This is a genomic window from Geobacter sp. (genome assembly GCA_009684525.1).
Classification (GTDB): Bacteria; Desulfobacterota; Desulfuromonadia; order Geobacterales; family DSM-12255; genus Geoanaerobacter.
Genome location: WKKR01000001.1, coordinates 257,621 through 280,105, shown reverse-complemented (window position 1 = coordinate 280,105; position 22,485 = coordinate 257,621). Strand labels below are relative to the sequence as shown.

Genomic DNA, 22,485 nt, shown 5'->3' with positions numbered 1-22,485 from the left:
CTGCACATAAACACAGTTCAAGAGGGATTGCCCCATGGAAAAGAGAATTGCTGCAGAAAAACGTTGTCTGATGAGGAACAAAACGGCGATTATTTTCTGCTGTTGTATCGTGCTGGGCCTTTCGTTCTTAATGCCCTTGTCATGGGCCAGTAGCGATCACCTTCACAACAGTCAGACAGTGGCGAAATTCGGGTCGACAAACAACTACTGGTCGGCAAGCGGTGGATGGGGTGTGGCAGGCGGTCAGTATGGCACCTTTACCTGCGCCACCTGCCACACCAAGGGATCTTCAAACAGCAAGCGCGTCACGACCAGCATTCCTGCCACCATCGGGCCCAGCGTTGCAAAAAACATTATTTATAAGAACGTGACCGCCTTTGGTTATGACTATAGCGGCCGGACATCTTCCCAGCGCATCTGCGAAGCATGTCACTCCGTGGCCAAAGTCCATAGATATGACACGACCGGGCAGACCAACTACAATCACATGAATGCCAATCTGACCGACTGCATGGCCTGCCACCCCCATGAAAAGGGGTTTGCCGTTGACGGTGATTGCGTCACCTGCCACAGCAAACAGCTGGGAAGTGGCACACGCCAGGTTGGAGGAGTCGATTCGATTCTGACACACCGGCATATAGCCGTGACCACCCCCAGCGAGAAATCCTGCAGGGTCTGTCACGAACAGACCACCTTCGGGCACAACATGACCGGTGATGTGGCGGTTGGCCTCTACGATCAGGATACAGGAACCACGGTCAGCTATGACGGCACCACTGCCAACAACGGCGAAATTGGCTGTGTCACCTGCCATGATGCAAACGGCGCTGCCCGGCTCGGGGCGAATGCCACCAAACCGTTCACCGATTCAGGCGATGACACGGTCCCGCTCAATATCGGCTGGACTTCGGGCCAAATGGCCCACAGCCCCAAAATGGCCTGTTTCAACTGCCATGGCAAGTCTGGTGCTGCCAACACCACCCTTGATCCGAAATACAACGCCCACGGATCGGCAACGGCCTCCATGCTGCAGGACACCAACTACAGTGCAGACGCGCCAAACAACTATTGTTTCAACTGCCACGCCACCGCCTCGACCAATGCCAACAAGGCAGCAACCAATATCAGCGGGCAATTCGGCCTGAGTTACAAGCATACCTCGGCCGATTGCTACGACTGCCACGGAAACCCCTCCAACGGTGTCAACAGCATCCACAAACTGAAAGCCGGGAATCACACGGCCGGCTCGACAACCATTGCCGGCAACCTGGCCAGCGCCATCGGCAAGACCGTCACCTTCGGCGCTGCCAACTGGACCGCCGCGACGCTGGGCACCGACAAGACTGCAACGAGCGAACATGAAATCTGCCTGAAGTGCCATGCAGCTACCACCCTTCCCTCGGGCTCAGGCGCTGCCTCCTACACCAACCTGGGTCTCGAATTCAACCCATTGAACAAGTCGACCCACCCCGTAGCCTTGGCACTCGGCGCGGCCGGGTCGGGTTCGACGACACTCAACGCCGTCCAGGTCGGCAACGGCTGGACACCGGGCATGGTCATGACCTGCTCCGATTGCCACGCCACCGATCAAACAGGAGGATACGGTCCCCACGGCTCATCCACCAAGTGGATGCTGAAGGGAACATACAAGAACTGGCCCTACACTGCGTCAAGCGCCAACGGCACCTCCGGCTCGACCTATTTCTACCTCGGCGCATCCGGCGGAATATTCTGCCAGAACTGCCATCCGAACCTCAATTCCACCAGTTCGAGCCTGACGAACCGGGTCCATACGCGTGGCGTCCACCGTGGTGCCATTTCCAATGGGAACTGCGTCGGCTGCCATATCAGGGTTCCCCACGGCGGCAAGGTTTCCCGGCTCATTGCAGCCGACAACACGGGCACCGGTCTCCCTGCCCGCTACTATCCGGATGGCAATGGCGGTGGAACAGTGTTCCTGAAAAAATTCTCAAAGGGCGTCTGGAGTACGTACGCCAAATCCGGCTGTTACTCGACCGACACTGCCTGCAGCAGCGGCCACAACAACGCAACGTACGGCAGTGAATCCTGGTAGCAACCTTCTGAACCAAAACAGATGAGCCGGAACGGTGATTCCGGCTCATCTTTCCTTCCATCCGCCATCCCGGCAGACAAGCAGATTTTTCAACAGAGGAATTTGAAATCTTTGACATGCGGTATCTGGTTGGGTAGCTGCAGCAAGACCGGCAGCTTCCCCATGCTGCCGGCAGCCCTCGACGCCCCTCTCCCGGCTGCTGCCACCATGACCTGACCAGAAGCAAGGACAAAAAAAAGCCGCTTGAACCAAGCGGCAATAAAAGGAAGGAAGGATTTTATGTATCCTTCTATAGTCATCTAAACAAATATGATAATGAATGTCAACAAAATCATAAAACAGAATCATATCATTAAGTAGCATTACTTCAATCATACGAAAGCATGATGGTGCCATGCCAGGTGCGCCCTTGTGTGCAGGCTACCGGATAACGTCTCCAGCAGAAGCTAAATCTGTGTAAACAGCGACGGGGAGGCGAAACACGTCACCCCCCTGACAGTTAATGCATGGCTAGAATTCGCAATTTCTTGAATTTTTATGGAATTTAAGCTAAAAAAGCATGTTTGACATATCAAGCGCACGTACCCGATCTGGGCACCGTGATTAACCACCAGACATTGTGCACGAATGGGCGCGTATATGTGAACAGACCCAGCCGGCTCACTGACGCATGTTCGACCTGCTGCAACAACGTAACGACTCAGGGAGATTCCTGTTTGAAAAACACTCCGCAGCGAGATGACGCTAGCGTCCAAACCTCCGGGAACGACACTGGTCACCGCATCTGCTATTCCCCGGCGCTTTCTCCGGAACAGAGAAGCATCAGGGAATTGCTCCGCCACGTGCATCAGGGCCTCTATCTGCACGCAAACCCGGTAGATGGCGACCCGATAACGACAGATGCGCTTGTCATGGGGTATGAGTCACCTGCGGACGATTCCATAACCGTAAAAGCATTTGTTCCGCCCTGCAGGATGGAGGATCTGGGCGATCCCTCATTCTGTGCCGAGCATGGCATCCGATTCCCCTATGCAGGTGGCTCCATGGCCAAGGGGATCAGCTCCGTCGCCATGGTCGAGGAGTTGGGCAAGGCCGGGATGCTCGGCTTTTTCGGTGCGGCCGGCCTCCCGCTGGCAACCGTCGAGGCGGCCATAGACCGACTCGCTGCTGGGGACTTCCCTTTCGGGATCAATCTCATCCATTCCCCCCACGAACCCGACCTGGAACAGGCTCTGGCTGAATTGTTCATCAGGAAAAAGGTTCGCCTGGTGGAGGCGTCCGCATTCCTCGCACTCTCCCTGCCCCTGGTCCGCTATCGTCTTCACGGCATCCATCGCAGCCATGACGGCCGCATCGTGGCGCCGAACCGGATCATCGCCAAGGTCTCGCGGGAAGAACTGGCCGAGAAGTTTTTCTCCCCGCCGCCGGAGAAGCTGCTCCGTGAGCTGCTTGCCCAGGGTGCCATAACGCCGGAACAGGCCGAAATGGCAGCCTCGATCCCCATGGCACAGGATATCACCGCTGAGGCCGATTCCGGCGGGCATACCGACAATCGCCCCGCGCTTGCCCTGTTTCCGACCATCCAGGCCCTGAGCGTACGGATGCAGCCCCGCTACGGGAACGACACGAGACTCCGTGTCGGCCTTGGTGGCGGCATCGGCACCCCCGCTGCCGCTGCAGCCGCATTTGCCATGGGTGCTGCCTACATCATGACCGGCTCGGTGCACCAGGCATGCGTCGAATCGGGGACCTCAGATGCCGTGCGTGAGATGCTCGCCGCTACACGCCAGGCAGACGTCACCATGGCACCGGCAGCCGACATGTTCGAGATGGGTGTAACGGTGCAGGTGCTCAAGCGGGGGACCATGTTCCCCATGCGGGCGGCAAGGCTGTACGAGATCTACCGTTCCTGCGCCAGCCTGGACGACATCGCCCCTGCCGAGCGGGACAAGCTGGAAAAGACGTTCTTCAAGGCGTCACTGGAAGAGATCTGGCAACAGACCCGCAGCTATTTCCTGCACCGCGACCCGCGGCAGGTCGAGCGGGGTGATCGCGACCCGAAACACCGGATGGCCCTGGTCTTTCGCTGGTACCTGGGACAGGCGGCACACTGGGCGCAGGATGGCGATCCGGCCCGCGCCATCGATTACCAGATATGGTGCGGACCGGCCATGGGCGCCTTCAACGAGTGGGTAGCCGATTCATTTCTGGCAGACCCGCAGAAGCGGCGGGTCGTCACCGTCGCCCGCAACATCTTGTTCGGCGCTACGATCATCACCCGCGCCAACTTCCTGCGCTGCCAGGGAGTAAACCTCCCCGACGACGTTCTGCGGCAGGAACCGCTGACCGACGCACAGATCAAGGAGTATGTTAGGTGAATACAGACAAGACTACCCCGGCACACCGTTTCGGCGAAGCGCCCTTGGCCATAATCGGCATCGGCTGCCTGTTTCCGCAGGCTGACAACTCCGCAGCCTACTGGGCTAACATCCGCGACGGTCTGGATGCCATCACCGACATCCCCCCTACGCATTGGCGCGTGGAGGATTATTTCAACTCGAATCAGAAAACCCCCGACCACACCTACGGCCAGCGGGGCGGTTTCCTCTCCCCGTATCCGTTCAACCCCATGGAATTCAATATCCCCCCCAATACCTTGGAGGCGATCGATACCTCCCAGCTGCTCGGTCTCGTTGCCGCCGGCCAGGCATTGAAGGATGCCGGCTATGGCGCTGACCGGCAGTATGACCGGAACAGGGTCAGCGTCATCCTCGGCGTCACCGGTTCACTGGAGCTGGTTATCCCGCTCGGCGCCCGTCTCGGGCATCCGATCTGGCGTGCGGCCCTCAAGGAAGCAGGGGTAGACGATAGCGTGGCAGAAGATGTGGTGCAGCGCATCGGCGATGCCTATGTCCCCTGGCAGGAAAACTCCTTCCCCGGCCTGCTCGGCAACGTGGTGGCAGGGCGGATCAGCAAGCAGTACGACCTGGGAGGCACCAACTGCGTTGTCGACGCAGCCTGCGCCAGCTCTTTCAGCGCCCTTCACCTGGCCAGCATGGAACTCGCCTCGGGCAAGTCCGACATGGTGGTCACCGGCGGCATAGACACCTTCAACGACATATTCATGTACATGTGCTTCAGCAAGACCCCCGCCCTCTCCCCCAGCGGGAATGCCAGGCCCTTCGATGCAGCGGCAGACGGGACCATTCTCGGCGAAGGGCTGGGGATCGTGGTGATAAAGCGGCTGGCCGACGCAGAACGGGACAACGACAGGATCTACGCCGTGATCCGCGGCGTAGGTTCATCGAGCGACGGCAAGGGCGATGCGATCTATGCCCCCAGTGCCGGCGGCCAGAAAAAGGCCTTGCTGAACGCCTACCGCGAGTCAGGAGTCACCCCGGAGAGCATAGGACTCATCGAGGCGCACGGCACCGGCACCCGGGTCGGCGACGCGGTCGAGGTTTCGGCACTGCGCGAGGTCTACGGAGAAGCAGACCGTCCCTGGTGCGCCCTCGGTTCGGTCAAGTCGCAGATCGGCCATACCAAGGCGGCCGCAGGCGCAGCCGGGCTGATCAAGGCGGCTCTGGCCCTGCACCACAAGATCATCCCCCCCACCATCAAGGTGGAAAAACCGCTGGACGAGGTAACATCAGGCAAGACCCCCTTCTATCTGCCGACCGAAAAGCGCCCCTGGCTCTCTTCCGGCGCCCCCCGCCGCGCCGCGGTCAGCGCCTTCGGCTTTGGCGGCTCGAACTTCCATACGGTTCTCGAAGAATACCGGCCAAACAAGGAAGAGGCGGACTGGGACGGCGACACCCAGATCATGCTGTTTACCGGCGACTCGGCCCAGGAGCTGGAAGCGGCCCTCGCCACGCTGTCAGCCGACATGGCATGGTCCGAACTCCGTGCCAGGGCCGCAGCGAGCCGAACAGCAGCCATCCCCGGCGCCCGCTGCCGCCTGGCGCTGGTGGTGGAACGCAAAAGGACCAACCTGCAGTCGCTCTCCGCCAATGCCCTGGCCATGCTGCGGAAAAACCCGGACGGTCCATGGCAGACACCCGATGGCGCCTATTTTGCCTCTGGCAGCACGTCGAACAGCCTCGGCATGCTCTTTCCCGGCCAGGGAGCCCAATACACCGGCATGCTGCGCGACCTCGCCTGCTGCTTCCCCGAGGTATTCACCGCCATCGCCGCAGCCGATGCAGATTACGCGGCCCCGGACGGCACCAGGCTCTCCGACCTGATCTACCCCACCACGGCATTCGACACTGCCATGCGGGAACGTCAGGAAGAGGCGTTGCGCGCCACCGACAGCGCCCAGCCCGCCATCGGCGCCGTCAGCCTCGGTGCGCTCCGCCTGCTGGAGACCTTTGGCATCCGGCCCGATGCCGTGGCAGGCCATAGCTATGGTGAACTGACCGCCCTCTGCGCTTCGGGCAGGCTCGACGAATCCGCCTTCCATGCGCTTTCCCGCCTGCGCGGCCAGCTCATGGCCGCAGGTGGTGGCGACAAGGGGAGCATGCTGGCCGTCCCGGCCCCGCTGGCGCTGGTCGAGCAGATCCTGGCTGAAGAACGGCTCGACCTGGTGATCGCCAATCGCAATGCCCCGGCCCAGGCCGTCCTGTCCGGGAGCAGCAGTGAAATCGAGCGTGCAGCAACTGTCTTTGCCGCGCGAAAGCTCGCCTGCAAGCGCCTGCCGGTTGCCGCCGCCTTCCACAGCCCGCTGGTCGCCGACGCAGCCACGCCCTTTCTGGCCGCCCTGACAGAGATCGAACTGCACGAGGCCCGGCTGCCCGTCTATGCCAACAGCACCGCTGCCCCCTATCCGGCTGATCCGGACGCTGCCAGGGAGCTCCTGGCAGAACAGCTCGCCATGCCGGTGGAATTCGTCGCCGAGATCGAGGCGCTCTATGCCGCCGGGATTCGCACCTTTCTGGAGGTCGGGCCGGGAGCGCGCCTGACCGGGTTGGTGAAGGCGATCCTCGGCGACCGCGACCACCTTGCCCTTGCCATCGATGCATCGTCCGGCAAGCGTGACGGCGTTGCCGACCTGGCCCGGGCTCTGGCCCAGCTGGCGGTGCTCGGACACGACGTCAGCCTGACCTCCTGGGATGCGGGGTATCGGCCGCCTGCACCGGCTGCCGGCAAAAAGCCCCCCCTCACCGTCCCGATCTGCGGGGCCAACTATGTGAAGCCCAAGGAAAAGCGTCCGCCTGTTGCGCCAAAGGCCGCTGCAGCGGCACCGGTCTTGACGCAACCGGCTGCCCGGGCGGCCGCCATCGCCCAGCCGCCAATCGTTCCTTCCGCCTCGCGCGAAACCCTTGCGGAATCGCTGCGCATAACAAGGGAAAGCGTTGCCGTTCTGCAAAAGATGCAGGAAGAAACCGCCCAGCTCCACCGCCGGTTCCTGGAGGGGCAGGAGACTGCCAGCCGCACCATCCAGACCCTCCTGGAGCAGCAGCGTATCGTCCATGGCGGCGGTGCTGTCCGGTTCAGCCAGCCCGCGGCACCTATCGCGCCGGTCACCCCTGCACCTGCGCCCCCGGTGGCTGCCCCGGCCATAGCAGCATCGGCACCAGCGCCTGCACCGCAACCGCAGCCTCCGGTTGCGGCTGTCGATGCCGGCAACCGGATCGTTGAGACCCTGCTCGCCGTTATCAGCGAGAAGACCGGCTATCCCCAGGAGATGCTGGAGCTGGAGATGGGGCTCGACGCCGACCTGGGGATCGATTCCATCAAGCGGGTGGAGATCCTCTCCGCCATCCAGGAGCGACTCCCCACTGCACCGGTCATCGGGCCGGAGCACCTGGGAACCCTGCAGACCCTGGGCGAGATCGCCGCATTCCTCGGCAGCAACAGTGCCACTACCGTTGCCGCCGCAGTCGCGGCGCCGGTCAGTGCCCCCGTTGCAGTCTCCCCTGCCCTGGCCGCCGCGCCAGCAATCCGACGCAGCGGTGTCGTCCCTGTCCCGCTGCCGGAAGAGGGCATCAGCGAGGCCATTCCGCTGGCTAATGCCGAATTCTGGATCACCGACGACGGCTCCCCCTTTACGGCCGAGCTCTACACGGTCCTGCAGGAGCGTGGGCTGACGATCCGCATGGTTCGCCCCCAAGCAATGGTCCGCCCCCCGGAGATGCTTGCGGGCCTGGTGATCACTGCCCCCCTTGGCGGCACCGATGACCAGTTCCTGGAGCATGCCTTCATGCTCATGAAAAGCGCGGGGCCATCGCTGCGACGCGCCGCAGAGGCAGGCGGAGCACTCCTGGCCACGGTATCGCGCCTGGACGGGAGCTTTGGCTGCGACATGGGCACCTTCATTGCCGATCCCCTCTCCGGCGGGCTGGCCGGTCTCTCAAAGACAGCCGGGCACGAGTGGCCCGAAGTGGTCACCAAAACCGTCGATCTCGGCTCGTTCGCCGACCCGGCAGCCATGTGCCGCGATCTTGCCGCAGAGCTCTTCAGGCCCGGCAGCAGCGAGATCGGCCTCAGCCAGTCGGGACGGATCGGCCTCAGGCTGCTCGATCTCTCCCCGCCACCCACGGATGCCCTCCCGCTTGCAGAAGGAGATCTGGTGGTGATAACCGGTGGCGGCCGCGGGGTCACGGCAGCGGCGGCCCTTGCCCTTGCCGGGGCCTGCCGGCCTTTTCTCGTCCTGCTCGGAAGAAGCAAGGGACCCGAGCCCGAGCCGGATTGGCTCGCCCGCACCACGGACGAGTCCCGCATCAAACGAGCCCTGCTCGACCATGCCAATAAAAAGCTTCATCCCAAGGAGATCGAGGAGCGCTACCAGCAGGTCATTGCCGGACGGGAACTCCGCACCACCCTCGACAGGATCGCCGCGGTCGGGGGAAAGGCGATCTACCGGCCGGTGGATATCCGCAATGGCGCAGAGGTCAAGGCGCTGCTCACCGAATTGCAGCAGCAGCACGGGCCGCTCAAGGGGATCGTCCACGGTGCCGGGGTCCTTGCCGACCGTCTGATCGTAGACAAGACCCGCGAGCAGTTCCGCCAGGTCTACGCCACAAAGGTGTCCGGCCTCCGATCCCTGCTCGCAGCGGCCGGCGACCAGCTCCGGGTCCTGGCCCTCTTCTCCTCCACCACCGGACGGTTCGGTCGCACCGGCCAGGTTGACTACGCCGTTGCAAACGAGGTCCTCAACAAACTTGCCCAGGAAGAGGCGCGCCACCGCCCTGCCTGCCGGGTCGTCAGCATCAACTGGGGACCGTGGGACGGCGGCATGGTCACCCCCTCGCTGAAAAAGGTCTTTGCCGGCGAAGGGATCGGCCTCATCGGGCTTGCCGAGGGTGGCGCCTTCCTCGTCGGTGAACTTGCCGACGCTGACGCGCCGGTGGAAATCGTCGCACTGGCCGAGACACCGGAAACGGCACGCACTGCCACGTCGGCTGCCCAGTCCAGGCCGCTCACCGCGACCTTCGAGCGGACCATGTCCATCGACGAGTATCCGTTCCTCCGTTCCCACGTGCTGGACGGCAAAGCGGTCCTCCCCATGGCCATGATCATCGAATGGCTGGCCCACGGCGCACTGCACGGCAATCCCGGCCTCCATTTCCACGGCTTCAACGATCTGCGCATCTGCAAGGGGGTCGTCTTCGAGCAGGAAACCCCCTGCACCCTGCAGGTCATGGCAGGCAAGGCGGAAAAGCGCGAATCGTTCTTCCTGGTGCCGGTCGAGCTGCAAAGCAACGGCAGCGACGGACGCGCCATCCTCCACGCCAAGGCCGACATCGTCCTGACGACCAGGCTGCCCGAAGGGATCCGCTCCATAACCGAGCTCCCCACCACACCGTTCGTGCCGCACAATGGGTCGATCTACAACCGCGAACGGCTGTTTCACGGTCCGGACCTGCACGGCATCGAGCGGGTCGAAGGATGCTCGGACAAGGGGATCGCCGCAGTGGTCAAGGGTGCGCCGGCACCGGGCAACTGGATCAAGAAGCCGCTCAGAAGCAACTGGCTTACCGACCCCTTGAGCATCGACAGCGCGTTCCAGCTCATGATCCTCTGGACCTTCGAACGCTTCGGCGCCGGTTCCCTCCCCTGCTTTGCCGGCCGCTATCGCCAGTTTCACGACGCCTTCCCCCACGAAGGGGTGCAGGTGGTGATCCGGGTGACCGGAGAGCGCGAGCACGGCGCAACCGCGGACATGGAATTCCTCGACCGCCATTCCGGCAAACTGGTGGCACGTCTGGAAGACTACGAATGCATCGTCGACCCGTCCCTTGAGCGCGCCTTCCAGCGCAACCAACTCCACCAGCTGGGGGCAGCCTGAGCATGTCCGCCCCCTCAGTGGCCATTGTCGGGATCGGCGGTATCTTCCCCGACGCCCCTGATCTTGCAGCATTCTGGGACAACATCCGCCACGGCAGAAGTGCGGCGCGGGACGTTGCCCCAAAGCGCTGGCCGATCTCGCCCGACACCGCGTTCCATCCGGAAGTCGGCAAGGCGGACAAGGCCTATTCTCGGCGCTGTTGCCTCATCGATGCCATCCCCGCGCTTGCGACGGACCTTGCCGCCAGGCTCGATCCCGCACTGCTCAACGACCTCGACCCGCTCGTTCATCTTCTGCTCCATGCCGGTCAGCAGGCCTTCAACGACGGTGTCACCACGCCACTGGACCGGAGCCGGATCGGCGTCATCGTCGGCAACCTCGTGCTCCCGAGCGAGAAGATTTCCCGGTATGCCCGCAACCTCCTCGGCAGGACCTTTGCGGAAAAACTGCTCGGCAGAACCGATCAGCCGGAACCGGCCAACCCGTTCAACCGCTACGTTGCCGGCCTGCCGGCAGGGATACTTGCCCAGTCCCTCGGCCTCGGCGGCGGCAGTTTCACCCTCGATGCAGCCTGTGCCTCGTCCCTTTACGCCATCAATCTGGCCATCAATGAACTGTTGACGGGCCGTGCCGATGCCATGCTCACCGGCGGCGTCTCCCGCCCCGACCCCCTCTATACGCAGATGGGCTTCTCGCAGCTCCGCGCCCTCTCCAAACGGGGCATCTGCTCCCCTTTCGATGCCGCTGGCGACGGGCTGGTGGTTGGCGAAGGGGCCGGGCTGTTCCTGTTGAAACGAACCGAAGATGCCCTTGCCCATGGCGACCGGATCTACGGCATCATCCGTGCGGTCGGCCTGGCAAACGACGTCGGCGGCAGCCTTTTGGCCCCCATGTCGGAAGGGCAGCTCCGTGCCATGCGTTCCGCCTACAGCAGGGCCGGATGGCAACCGGATGACGTCGACCTGATCGAGTGCCATGCCACGGGAACGCCGGTGGGGGATGCCACCGAGGTCGTCAGCCTTTGCGAACTCTGGGGCGAGGCGCGACCGGCCGCTGACCCCTGTGTCATCGGCTCGGTCAAGTCCAATATCGGCCATCTCCTGACCGCTGCCGGCGCTGCCGCCCTCATCAAGGTCCTTTTGGCTATACGCGAGGAAACCCTCCCTCCCACCGCCAATTTCAATGCGCCGCAACCCGGCATGGAGCTGAACGCGAGCCCCTTCCGCGTTCTCACCGGCGCAACCGAATGGCAGCGCCGCACCGACGACATGCCGCGTCGGGCCGCGGTCAGCGCCTTCGGTTTCGGCGGCATCAACGCCCATCTCCTGGTGGAGGAATGGCTCCCCGCACCGGACACGGCAAGCCGGCCGCGACAATCATCAAAGCCCGCTGCAGCGTCTCTGGTGGCGGTTGTCGGCATAGATGCCCGCTACGGCCCCTGGCAGTTGCTCCGCACCTTCCAGGACCGGGTGCTGGGAGGCGATCCGAACCGTCAGCCGACCGCGCCGCGTAACTGGTGGGGGGTGTCGGAGAGCCGCTGGTTCAAGGACGAAGGTTCTGCGGCAACCCCTTTTTCCGGCCATTACCTGGAGGAGATGACACTCTCCGCCGAACAGTTCCGGATTCCGCCGAAGGAGCTGGAAGAGATGCTCCCCCAGCAGCTCCTCATGCTGCAGGCCGCTGCAGGCGCCATGGCGGATGCCGGACTGACCCGGGATGACAACCTGGGAGCCGGGGTATTCGTCGGCACCACCCTGGACCTGAACAGCACCAACTTCAGTTTTCGCTGGTCCCTGGCGGAACAGGCCCCGTCGTGGGCACATTCCCTGGGATTCGACCTTGCGCCCGATGAGCTTTCGGCCTGGACGAACGAGTTGCGGGATGCCGCAACGCCGCCGCTCACGGCCAACCGTACCATGGGAGCGCTCGGCAGCATCGTGGCGAGCAGGATCGCCAGGGAATTCAGATTCGGCGGCCCGAGCTTTACCCTCTCCAGCGAGGAATGTTCCGGCACCAGGGCGCTGGAAACAGCAGTGCGGCTCCTGCAGACACATGAAATCGACCGGGCGCTAGTGGGAGCTGTGGACCTGGCCGGCGACGTGCGGGCGGTTCTCAGCCACCATGCCCTCCGCCCCCTCTCCCCGTCCGGTCAGCCCCAGCCGTTCGACGAAAAGGCCGACGGCGGCATAACCGGCGAAGGTGCGGCTGCGGTCATCCTGAAGCGTCTCGACGATGCCGAGCGCGATGGCGACCGTATCTACGCGGTTATCCGCGGCATCGGCTCCGGTAGCGGCCCCCATCTGGCCTCGGGCCAGGAGCCCTACCGGATGGCGCTCGAACGGGCCTATCGTGAAGCTACGGTTGCCCCTTCAACCGTCAGCCACCTTGAAGCCCATGCCAGCAGTCACCCCCCGGAAGACAGGATGGAAGCCCTGGCGCTGGCGGCCTTTTTCACCGACGAACAGCGGCTCCCCCGCTCCTGTTCGATCTCCGGGGTGACCGCGGATATCGGCCACACCGGTGCGGCAAGCGGTTTTGCCTCCTTCGTTCGCGCCTGCCTCGCGCTCTACCAGGAGATCATCCCTCCCAGTCGCTACGGCGAGACCCCCAGGACCGAACTCACGGCCAACCCCGCGTTCTACCTCCCCCGCACCCCTCGCTACTGGCTCCGCAACCGGGCCGAAGGTCCCCGGAGATGCGGCGTGAGTGTTTTCAGCATCGACGGAAACTGCCAGCACATCGTGCTTGAGGGATGGGAGAAGTTATCTTCGCGGTTCGAGCCGGAACGACTGCTCCCAGTGGAAACCGTGAGCGAATCGCTCTTTGCCGTAACCGCCGCGAACAACGCAGAACTTCAAGCAAAACTAAAGCAACTACGCAATAACCTCTCTAAATATAAAGATAATAATCTTTCGGGGCTGGCGCGGGAATGGTTCCAGCACGAGACAGACCTCCGTAACCCCTGCACCCTGAGCATGGTGGCCAGAAACCGGGAAGAGCTTGCCGCGCTCATCGACCAGGGCACCACGGCGCTTCGCTCCTCCGGGGAAACGGTCCCCCCGCACCCGGCGCTGCGGGACCGCCTCTTTTTCACAACTGCTCCGCTCGGCGGCGATGGGGGCACGGCCTTTGTCTTTCCCGGCTCGGGCAACCACTTTCCCGGCATGGGGATGGAGCTTTCCGCCCGCTGGCCCGACGTCCTCAGGCGCCAGGATCGGGAAAACCGGCACCTGAGGGAGCAGTTTCTCCCGGAGTTTACCTGGAACGGCGCCCCACCCGAAGAGCTGGATAACGACCATCGGGCCGTGATCTTCGGCCAGGTAGCCACCGGCTGCCTGGTGAGCGACCTGGTCCGGAGTTTCGGCGTGCACCCCCAGACGGTCATCGGCTACAGCCTGGGCGAATCGGCAGGGCTCTTTGCCCTGCGGGCCTGGCGCGACCGGGACGAAATGCTGGCGCGCATGCAGGCATCGACCCTTTTCACCAGGGACCTGGCAGGGGAATGCCGCGCAGCGCGGCGCGTCTGGGGTCTCAAGGCGGGGCAGGAGGTCGCCTGGAGCATCGGCGTCGTGGATGCCACTGCTCGCGAGGTCCGTCAGGCGCTCCGCACGACGCCGCGGGTCTACCTGCTGATCGTCAACACCCCCGATGAATGCGTTGTCGGCGGCGATGCAAAGGGGGTCAGGAGACTGGTCGCCATGCTCGGCTGCCGCTTTTTCCCGCTCTACGGCGTGACCACGGTCCACTGCGAGGTGGCTCGCGAAGTGGCAGAGCCGTATCGCAGCCTCCACCTCTTCCCGACCACACCCCCACCTGGCATAACCTTCTACAGCGGCGCCAAGTCCGGGCCCTACCAGGTTGACCGGGAGAGTGCAGCCGATTCCATCCTGGCCCAGGCCGTCGGAGGGATCGACTATCCGGCAACCATCGAATCGGCCTATGAAAACGGCACCCGGCTCTTTCTGGAGATGGGTCCCGGCGCCTCTTGCAGCAGGATGATCGGCCGGATCCTTGCCGGTCGTCCCCATCTTGCCCGGTCCGCCTGCCTGCCCGGTCAGGACGCGGTTTCCGCCATGCTCCGCCTGCTCGCCAATCTCGTTGCCGAGAATGTCACGGTTGACCTGGCGCCCCTCTTTGCCACGCCGCCGCTACGGCTGGCATCGTCTCCCCGTGGCTCGCGCATTGCCGTTACCCTGGGCGGGGCCCCGTTTGCCCCTCCCCTGCCAAAGGTCAGGCCTCGGGCCAAGGAGCCCATGAAACCGGTCATCGCAGCTGAACCGGCCGTCACTCCTGCGCCTCCCCCTGCCGCAACCTCCCCGGCTGCCCCTGCTGTTGCCGCGGCCGCGCCTGCAGACGACTCGCTGGCGCAACTGATTCGCGATTTCGCCTCAGCCCAAGAAGCACAGATAAAGGCCCACGAGGCATTCCTCCGGATGAGCGACGGTCTTTCGCGCACCATGGCCGATACCCTGGCGCTCCAGCTCTCGATTCAGGAGGCACTGGGCGAGGAGATCCCCCCTGAGCACCGCCTGGTCGTTCCGGGTAAAAAACCTGCCGGAACTGCCGTGGCAACAGAGCCCGAGCAGACGCCGGTCGCCTTTTCCAGGGGGCTCTGCCTGGAATTCGCCCGGGGTTCGGTTGCTGCCATGCTCGGACCGGCCTTTGCCGAGGCAGACAGCTTCCCCACCAGGGTCAGGCTGCCGGACGAGCCGCTGATGCTCGTGGACAGGATCGTCACCGTCGAAGGCGAACCCCGGTCCATGACCCACGGCAGGGTGGTTACCGAGCACGACATCCTTGCGAGCGCCTGGTACCTGGACGGCGGGCGTATCCCCACCTGTATCGCCGTCGAAGCGGGACAGGCCGATCTCTTCCTCTCCGGCTACCTGGGGATCGATTTCATTACCAGGGGGCTCGCGGTCTACCGGCTTCTCGATGCAGTGGTCACCTTTCATCGCAGTCTCCCCGGTCCGTGCGAGACCATCCACTACGATATCCGCATCGAGCGCTTCTTCCGGCAGGGGGACACCTGGCTCTTCCGCTTCCTCTTCGATGCAACGGTGAACGGCGAGCCGCTCCTGACCATGCGCGACGGCTGCGCCGGATTCTTTACCGACGAGGAGCTCGCCGCCGGCAAGGGTATCGTCCGGCCGGCCCTCGACCTCCGTCCCCGCACCGGCATCCGTCCTCCGGACTGGCAGGAACTGGTACCGATGGCGAAGGAACGCTACGATGCGACCCAGCTCGATGCCTTAAGAGACGGCGACCTGGCAGCATGCTTCGGCAGCCACTTTGCAGGGCTCCCTCTCTCCCGCCCCCTGACCATTCCGGGGGACAGGATGCGCTTGGTGCACCGGGTCATGGAGATCGACCCGACCGGCGGCCGGTACGGGCTCGGCTCGATCCGTGCCGAAGCGGACATCCGGCCGGACGACTGGTTCCTTACCTGTCATTTCGTCGACGACCGGGTCATGCCCGGCACCCTGATGTATGAATGCTGCCTCCACACCCTGCGGATCTTCCTCCTCCGCATGGGCTGGATAGCCGAAACAGGGGGTGCTGCCTGGGAGCCGGTACCGGGTGTGGCGAGCCAGCTTCGCTGCCGTGGCCAGGTGCTGGAAACGACCCGCATTGCCGCCTACGAGGTGACCATTCGCGAGCTGGGCTACCGGCCCGAACCCTATGCCGTGGTGGATGCCCTGATGTACGCAGATGGCCGGCCCGTCGTGGAGATCACATCCATGTCGGTCCGACTGACCGGCACGACACGGGAACAGCTCGTTGCGCTCTGGAGCGGGGATAACCTGGCCATCCCCGCAACCACGCAGAAGGCCGCCCTCTACACCAAGGAGCATATCCTTGCCTACAGTAACGGTAACCCCTCGGAAGGGTTTGGCGAACAGTATCGCGTTTTCGACAACGAACGGAAGATTGCCCGCCTGCCGGGGCCGCCGTTCCAGTTCATGGACCGGATCACCGCCCTGCATGGAGAGCCGTGGCGGATGGTACCCGGCGCCATGGCAGAGGCCCAGTACGATATCCCCGGTGATGCCTGGTATTTCGCTGCCGACCGCCAGCCGCTGATGCCGTTCGCAGTCCTTCTGGAGGCTGCACTCCAGCCGTGCGGCTGGCTGGCAGCCTATGTCGGCTCGGCGCTCACCAGCCCCATCGATCTCTCGTTCCGCAATCTGGGGGGCAATGCTGTCCAGCATCGACCGGTGACGCCGGAAAGCGGTACCCTGACCGCCGCAGCCACGCTGAAAAAGGTTTCCATCAGCGGCGGCATGATCATCCAGGAATACGACTTCGCCGTCAGCGGCCACGAAGGGCCGATCTACACGGGGGAGACCATGTTCGGTTTCTTCTCCAGGGAGGCGCTGTCGAACCAGGTGGGCATCCGCGATGCCACCCCCTTTGTCCCGACGCCGGAAGAGACGGTCAGGGGCCGGAGCCTCCCCTACCCGGAACAGGCGCCGTTTCCCGGACAGCAACTCCGGATGATCGACCGGATCGACCTCTTCCTCCCTGACGGCGGGCCGGCGCAGCTCGGCTATATCCGCGGCAGCAAGGTCGTCGACCCAGACGAATGGTTCTTCAAGGCCCACTTCTATCAGGACCCGGTCACCCCCGGCTCCCTCGGCCTCGAATCATTTTTACAGCTCCTCAGGTTCGTTGCAATCGAGCGCTGGGGGCTGCCTGCAGCAGATGCATCTGTCGCCGTTGCACTCGGGTCCAGGCATCGCTGGCTCTACCGGGGCCAGATCGTACCGACCAACAGCCTGGTGACGGTCGAGGCATGGGTGACTGCCATCGACGACCAGCAACGGCTTTTGACCGCAGATGGCTTCCTCGCCGTGGATGGCCGGCCGATTTACCAGATGAACGATTTTTCTCTACGGATGGAGTAGCTAACGAATGAAGTATGCAAGGGCCTTCATAGCAGCGCTGGGGTATGAACTGGCGCCGGTGGTCGTCACCTCTACGGAACTGGAAGCACGCCTGGAACCGCTCTATCGGGATCTTCGCTTTGTGCCGGGACAGCTCCAGGCACTGACCGGTATCCGCGAACGACGCTGGTGGGAGCCGGGCTATCCCCTCTCCAAGGGTGCCATTGCCGCCGGCAACAAGGCGCTGGATGCTGCCGGCGTATCCCCCGGCGATGTCGGCATGCTCATCTATGCCGGGGTCTGCCGCGAGCAGTTCGAGCCGGCAACAGCTTGCCGGGTGGCTGCCGGCCTCGGCATCGGCGGCAACGCCGCGATCTTCGACATCTCCAATGCCTGCCTGGGGGTCTTAAACGGCATCCTGGAAGTGGCGAACCGGATCGAACTGGGTCAGATCAAGGCCGGGCTGGTGGTCTCCTGCGAGAGCGCCCGGGAGATCAACGACATCATGATCGACCGGATGCTGGCCGACCGGAACATGGAGCGGTTCGCCTCCTCCCTCGCCACGCTCACCGGCGGGTCAGGGGCCGTGGCCGTGCTGGTCACGGACGGCTCCTTTTCGCCTTCCGGCAACCACCGCCTGCTCGGCGGCGTCACCCAGGCCGCACCCGAACATCACGGCCTCTGCCTCTGGGGGATATCTCCGGATGGCAGCGGCAGCTTCACCCAGACCATGAGCACCGATGCGGTCAACGTGATGAATTACGGGATAGAACTCGGCAGACGGACCTGGGCCTCCTTCCTCCCGGAGATCGGCTGGCGCCCGGAGCAGGTGGACCGCGTCATCTGCCACCAGGTCGGCTCGGCGCACCAGAGCGCAATTCTCAAGACGCTCGGCATTGCACCGGAGAAAGATTTCACCACCTTTGAGTTTCTCGGCAACATGGGGACCGTTTCCCTGCCGTTGACCGCGGCCCTGGCAGCCGAACGGGAGATGCTCAGCCCCGGCGACCGGGTCGGTTTCCTCGGGATCGGCAGCGGCCTTAATTGCCTGATGCTGGGAGTCCAGTGGTGAACCCCGACCTGCAGCGCGAATATCCGTTTACCAGCCATTTCCTCGATCTGGACGGCCTCCGTTACCACTACCTGGACGAAGGGTCCGGTCCGCCGGTGGTGATGGTCCACGGCAACCCCTCCTGGTCATTCTACTACCGGCGTCTCGTCAGCGCGCTGAAGGACCGCTACCACTGCATCGTGCCGGATCATATCGGCTGCGGCTTTTCCGACAAGCCGGGCGACGATCGTTACGACTACAGCCTGTCCCGCCGGGTGGCAGATCTGGAGCGGCTTCTAGACCACCTGGACATCAAAGAGCCCTTGACCCTGGTGCTCCACGACTGGGGCGGCATGATCGGCATGACCTATGCCGTCCGCCACCCGGAGCGGATCAGACGCCTGGTCATCCTGAATACTGCCGCCTTTCACCTGCCGCAGACGAAGCGCTTCCCGCTGGCCCTGCGGATCTGTCGCGACACCGTCCTGGGTGCGCTCCTGGTCAGGGGTGGGAACGCCTTCAGCCGTGCGGCCTCGGTTGTGGGGTGCAAGCGCAACCCCATGTCGCCGGCCTTGCGCAGCCTCTACCAGCTCCCCTACGATTCTTGGCAGCATCGGATCGCCACCCTCCGCTTTGTCCAGGACATTCCCCTCTCTCCCGGCGACCGTGGCTACGACCTGGTCAGCAGCACCGAAGCGGGGCTCTCCCGGTTTGCGACGCTCCCGATACAGATCATCTGGGGGGAGCGGGACTTTGTCTTCGACCGGCACTTCCTCGCGGAATGGGAGCGGCGCTTTCCGGCGGCACGGGTCCATCGCTTCGCCGATTGCGGGCATTACATCCTGGAAGATGCAGCGGACGAGGTCATCCCGCTCGTCAGCTCTTTCCTCGACACGACAGAGCAACAGGGATGATCCGGAAAGATCTGGTAAACATCGCCGCCCACCTCCCGGAGATGGCGGCCCGGCAGCCCGATACGCCGGCCATCATCTTCCCTTCCGGAAACCGGCGCCTCACCTTTCGCGAACTGGACAGCCTGAGCAACCGGGTCGCCCACGGGCTCGTATCCTGCGGCATCGGCCGCGGCGTGCGTACTGTCCTGATGGTCAAGCCCGGTCCGGAGCTGTTCGCCCTGACCTTTGCCCTGTTCAAGGTCGGCGCTGTGCCGGTCCTCGTCGATCCGGGGCTGGGGATGAAAAACCTGCGGCAATGCCTTGCCGAGGCCGAACCCCATGCCTTCATCGGCATCCCCGCCGCACAGGTCGCCCGCCTCCTGTTCGGCTGGGGTAAAGAGACGCTGCGCACCTTCATCACCGTGGGACGACGGCTCTTCTGGCAAGGGACCACCCTGGACGCCCTCATCGCGGGGAAGGAAGAACTCCCGTTTCGCCTGGCGCCCACCCAGCGGGACGACGTGGCGGCTATCCTCTTTACCAGCGGCAGCACCGGCCCGCCAAAGGGGGCGGTTTACAGCCACGGCAACTTTGCCGCCCAGGTAGCGGCGCTCCGCCAGGTGTACGGCATCGAGCCGGGAGAGATCGATCTCCCCACCTTCCCCCTCTTTGCGCTTTTCGCACCGGCCCTCGGCATGACCGCTGTCATCCCGGAGATGGATTTCACCCGTCCCGGCTCGGTCGATCCCCGAAAAATCCTGTCTGCCATCGAGCGTTACGGCGTCACCACCATGTTCGGTTCGCCGGCCCTCATCAACCGCGTCGGCAGCTATGGTGCCAGGAAGGGGATCAAACTCCCCACCCTGCGGCGGGTCATATCCGCTGGCGCACCGGTATCGGCAGCTGTCATGGAGCGCTTCTCCCGCATGCTCAATCCAGACGCGGAGATCTTCACCCCCTACGGCGCCACCGAGGCGCTGCCGGTCTGTTCCATCGGCAGCCGCGAAATCCTCGGTGAAACGCGCCGGATCACCGAGGCAGGCGGCGGCGTCTGTATCGGCAGACCGGTCCAGGGCATCAGGCTGGAGATAATCAGGATCAGCGATGAACCGATCCCCAGCTGGGACGACTCTCTCAGGGTTCCGCCGGGGCAGATCGGCGAGATCGTCGTGCAAGGGGAACAGGTCACACGCGGGTATCACAACCGCCCGGAGGCCAACCAGCTGGCAAAGATAGCCGACCCGGTCGGCAAAGGCTTCTTCCACCGCATGGGGGACCTGGGGGGGATGGACGAAGATGGCAGGATCTGGTTCTGCGGCAGGAAATCGCACCGGGTGGAGACCCCCTCGGGCCCGCTCTTTACCATCCCGTGCGAAGCGGTCTTCAATACCCATCCACATGTTTACCGCACTGCCCTTGTCGGTATCGGCGAAAAAGGTAGTCAGAAACCGGTCCTCTGTGTGGAACTGGAAAAAGGGGCCAGGGTCGACCGGGAGCTGTTGCACCGGGAACTGCTGGAGATCGCCCGGGCACATATCCATACCCAGGAGATCACGACCATCCTCTTCCACCCCTCCTTCCCGGTGGATATCCGCCACAACGCCAAGATTTTCCGCGAGAAACTGGCTGTCTGGGCAGCAGGGAAGCTACCTTGAAGGCGCTGGTAACCGGAGGAGGCGGCTTTCTCGGCGGCGTGATCGTCAGGATGCTGCGTGAGCGGGGCATCCCGGTCCGCAGCTTTTCCCGCAGCACATACCCGGCCTTGTCGCTCCTTGGCGCAGAGCAGGTGCAGGGTGACCTCGGTGACCGGGAGGCGGTGATCCGGGCGGCACAGGGCTGCGACATCGTGTACCACGTTGCCGCCAAGGCCGGTGTCTGGGGGGCATACGCCGATTTCCACCGGGCAAACGTCATCGGCACGGCGAACGTCATCGATGCCTGCCGCTTAAGCGGCATCTCCAGACTGGTCCATACCAGTTCGCCGAGTGTGGTCTTCGACGGCAGCGATATCGAAAGTGGGGATGAATCCCTCCCTTTCCCACAGCGTTATGAGGCCCACTACCCGCAGACCAAGGCCATGGCCGAGCAGATGGTGATTGCCGCCAACTCTCCCGAGCTGGCAACAGTCGCACTCCGTCCCCATCTCATCTGGGGTCCGGGAGACAATCACCTGGTGCCGCGCATCATTGCCAGGGCAAAAGCGGGAAGGCTCCGCCGGATCGGCAACCGACCCTGCCTGGTGGACACCGTCTATGTCGACAACGCCGCAGAGGCGCATCTGGCAGCGGCCGAGCGGCTTTCACCCGGAAGCGCGGTCGCCGGCAGAGTCTATTTCATCAGCAACGGCGAGCCGCTTCCGCTCTGGGACATGGTGAACGGCATCCTAGCCTCGGCCGGGATGCCACCGGTCAAGCGGAGCATCTCACCCCGCATGGCCCTGCTGGCCGGTACCATCTGCGAAACCCTCTGGCCGCTGCTGCGGCTCAAGGGGGAGCCCCCCATGACACATTTCGTGGCCAATGAGCTTTCCACGGCGCACTGGTTTTCCATTGAGGCTGCCAGGCGGGATCTGGGCTATCAGCCTACGGTCTCCATCAGCGAAGGGCTCGAACGGCTGCGTACCTGGTTCATAGCCTCAACCAAGGCCGGTCCAACTGCAGATCAGCGCTAGACAAGCAACGAAAGATCCCCGCCACACCCCATTCCCTGCGTGAGCAGAGCTGTCTCCTTTTCTCTTGGCAATCATCCTGTCTGCTGAATTTTCTTGCAGTAAGCAACCGGTACTCGCGAGACAACATTTTAGCGGTGAAATAGCCGGATTTCAACATCGGTCTAAATGCCGCCCTGAAATAATTTTTGCAGTTATATCATTATGTTAAGCTATTCAGACAAGTCATTTTTTTGTCACTAGCCCGTCTATTTTTTGGGCAATTCGCTAAACCCCCTGTAACGAATAAACTTAGGCCGACCGTCAACAAAATTATCCATAAGTTATCAACAGATCCCTGTTGATGTTGTTGACCCAAAGACGGAACCTATTATTAATTAACTGCATTTTCCATTTATCGTAAAGTTCATAACTCGTGACAATACACCATGTTACAAATCACACCTGCGTCACATTGTTGACGGTTCCGTATATTGCAGGTATGCCGAAGATTATGCCTGTTGGCTCGCGCCTGCAAGTACAGGTGGCAAAAGGTTGGCAGATGCGACTCTTAATCCGGCACTCTACTGTAATATATCCATCACGGAAGTATCTCGAAATGACCGGGGCATTCCTTGAAATC

At 63.1% G+C, this 22,485-nt stretch carries 9 protein-coding genes; 8 read left to right on the top strand and 1 reads right to left on the bottom strand.

Translation table 11 applies throughout. The features are described 5' to 3' along the window. Positions 1 to 34 precede the first annotated feature (34 nt). Positions 35 to 2,074, top strand: a complete 2,040-nt coding sequence (locus GJT30_01270) for a hypothetical protein (protein MSM38240.1) — start codon at positions 35 to 37, stop codon at positions 2,072 to 2,074. Positions 2,075 to 2,119: 45 nt separating this feature from the next. On the opposite strand, the gene GJT30_01265 is transcribed toward GJT30_01270, so the two are convergent. Then, complete coding sequence (locus tag GJT30_01265; GenBank protein ID MSM38239.1) at positions 2,120 to 2,470, bottom strand: hypothetical protein; 351 nt, start codon at positions 2,468 to 2,470, stop codon at positions 2,120 to 2,122. A 386-nt stretch (positions 2,471 to 2,856) separates the two neighbouring features. On the opposite strand from GJT30_01265, the gene GJT30_01260 reads away from it, so the two are divergent. From GJT30_01260 to GJT30_01230, 7 genes are all read left to right on the top strand, one after another. Continuing rightward, entirely contained in the window at positions 2,857 to 4,452 is a 1,596-nt protein-coding gene (locus GJT30_01260) for a PfaD family polyunsaturated fatty acid/polyketide biosynthesis protein (GenBank protein ID MSM38238.1), read from the top strand. Next, positions 4,449 to 10,364: an SDR family NAD(P)-dependent oxidoreductase gene (locus GJT30_01255; GenBank protein MSM38237.1), complete on the top strand. Its 5,916-nt coding sequence runs from the start codon at positions 4,449 to 4,451 to the stop codon at positions 10,362 to 10,364. Before GJT30_01260 ends, GJT30_01255 begins: the two co-directional genes overlap by 4 nt. A 2-nt stretch (positions 10,365 to 10,366) precedes the next feature. Continuing rightward, entirely contained in the window at positions 10,367 to 17,272 is a 6,906-nt protein-coding gene (locus tag GJT30_01250) for an acyltransferase domain-containing protein (protein ID MSM38236.1), read from the top strand. 7 nt (positions 17,273 to 17,279) lie between these two features. Beyond that, entirely contained in the window at positions 17,280 to 18,323 is a 1,044-nt protein-coding gene (locus tag GJT30_01245; GenBank protein ID MSM38235.1) for a 3-oxoacyl-ACP synthase III, read from the top strand. Between the two features lie 101 nt (positions 18,324 to 18,424). Beyond that, positions 18,425 to 19,216: an alpha/beta fold hydrolase gene (locus GJT30_01240; GenBank protein ID MSM38234.1), complete on the top strand. Its 792-nt coding sequence runs from the start codon at positions 18,425 to 18,427 to the stop codon at positions 19,214 to 19,216. Continuing rightward, positions 19,213 to 20,850, top strand: a complete 1,638-nt coding sequence (locus GJT30_01235) for an AMP-binding protein (protein ID MSM38233.1) — start codon at positions 19,213 to 19,215, stop codon at positions 20,848 to 20,850. Before GJT30_01240 ends, GJT30_01235 begins: the two co-directional genes overlap by 4 nt. Beyond that, complete coding sequence (locus GJT30_01230; GenBank protein MSM38232.1) at positions 20,847 to 21,866, top strand: NAD-dependent epimerase/dehydratase family protein; 1,020 nt, start codon at positions 20,847 to 20,849, stop codon at positions 21,864 to 21,866. Before GJT30_01235 ends, GJT30_01230 begins: the two co-directional genes overlap by 4 nt. The last annotated feature ends 619 nt before the right edge of the window (positions 21,867 to 22,485 follow it).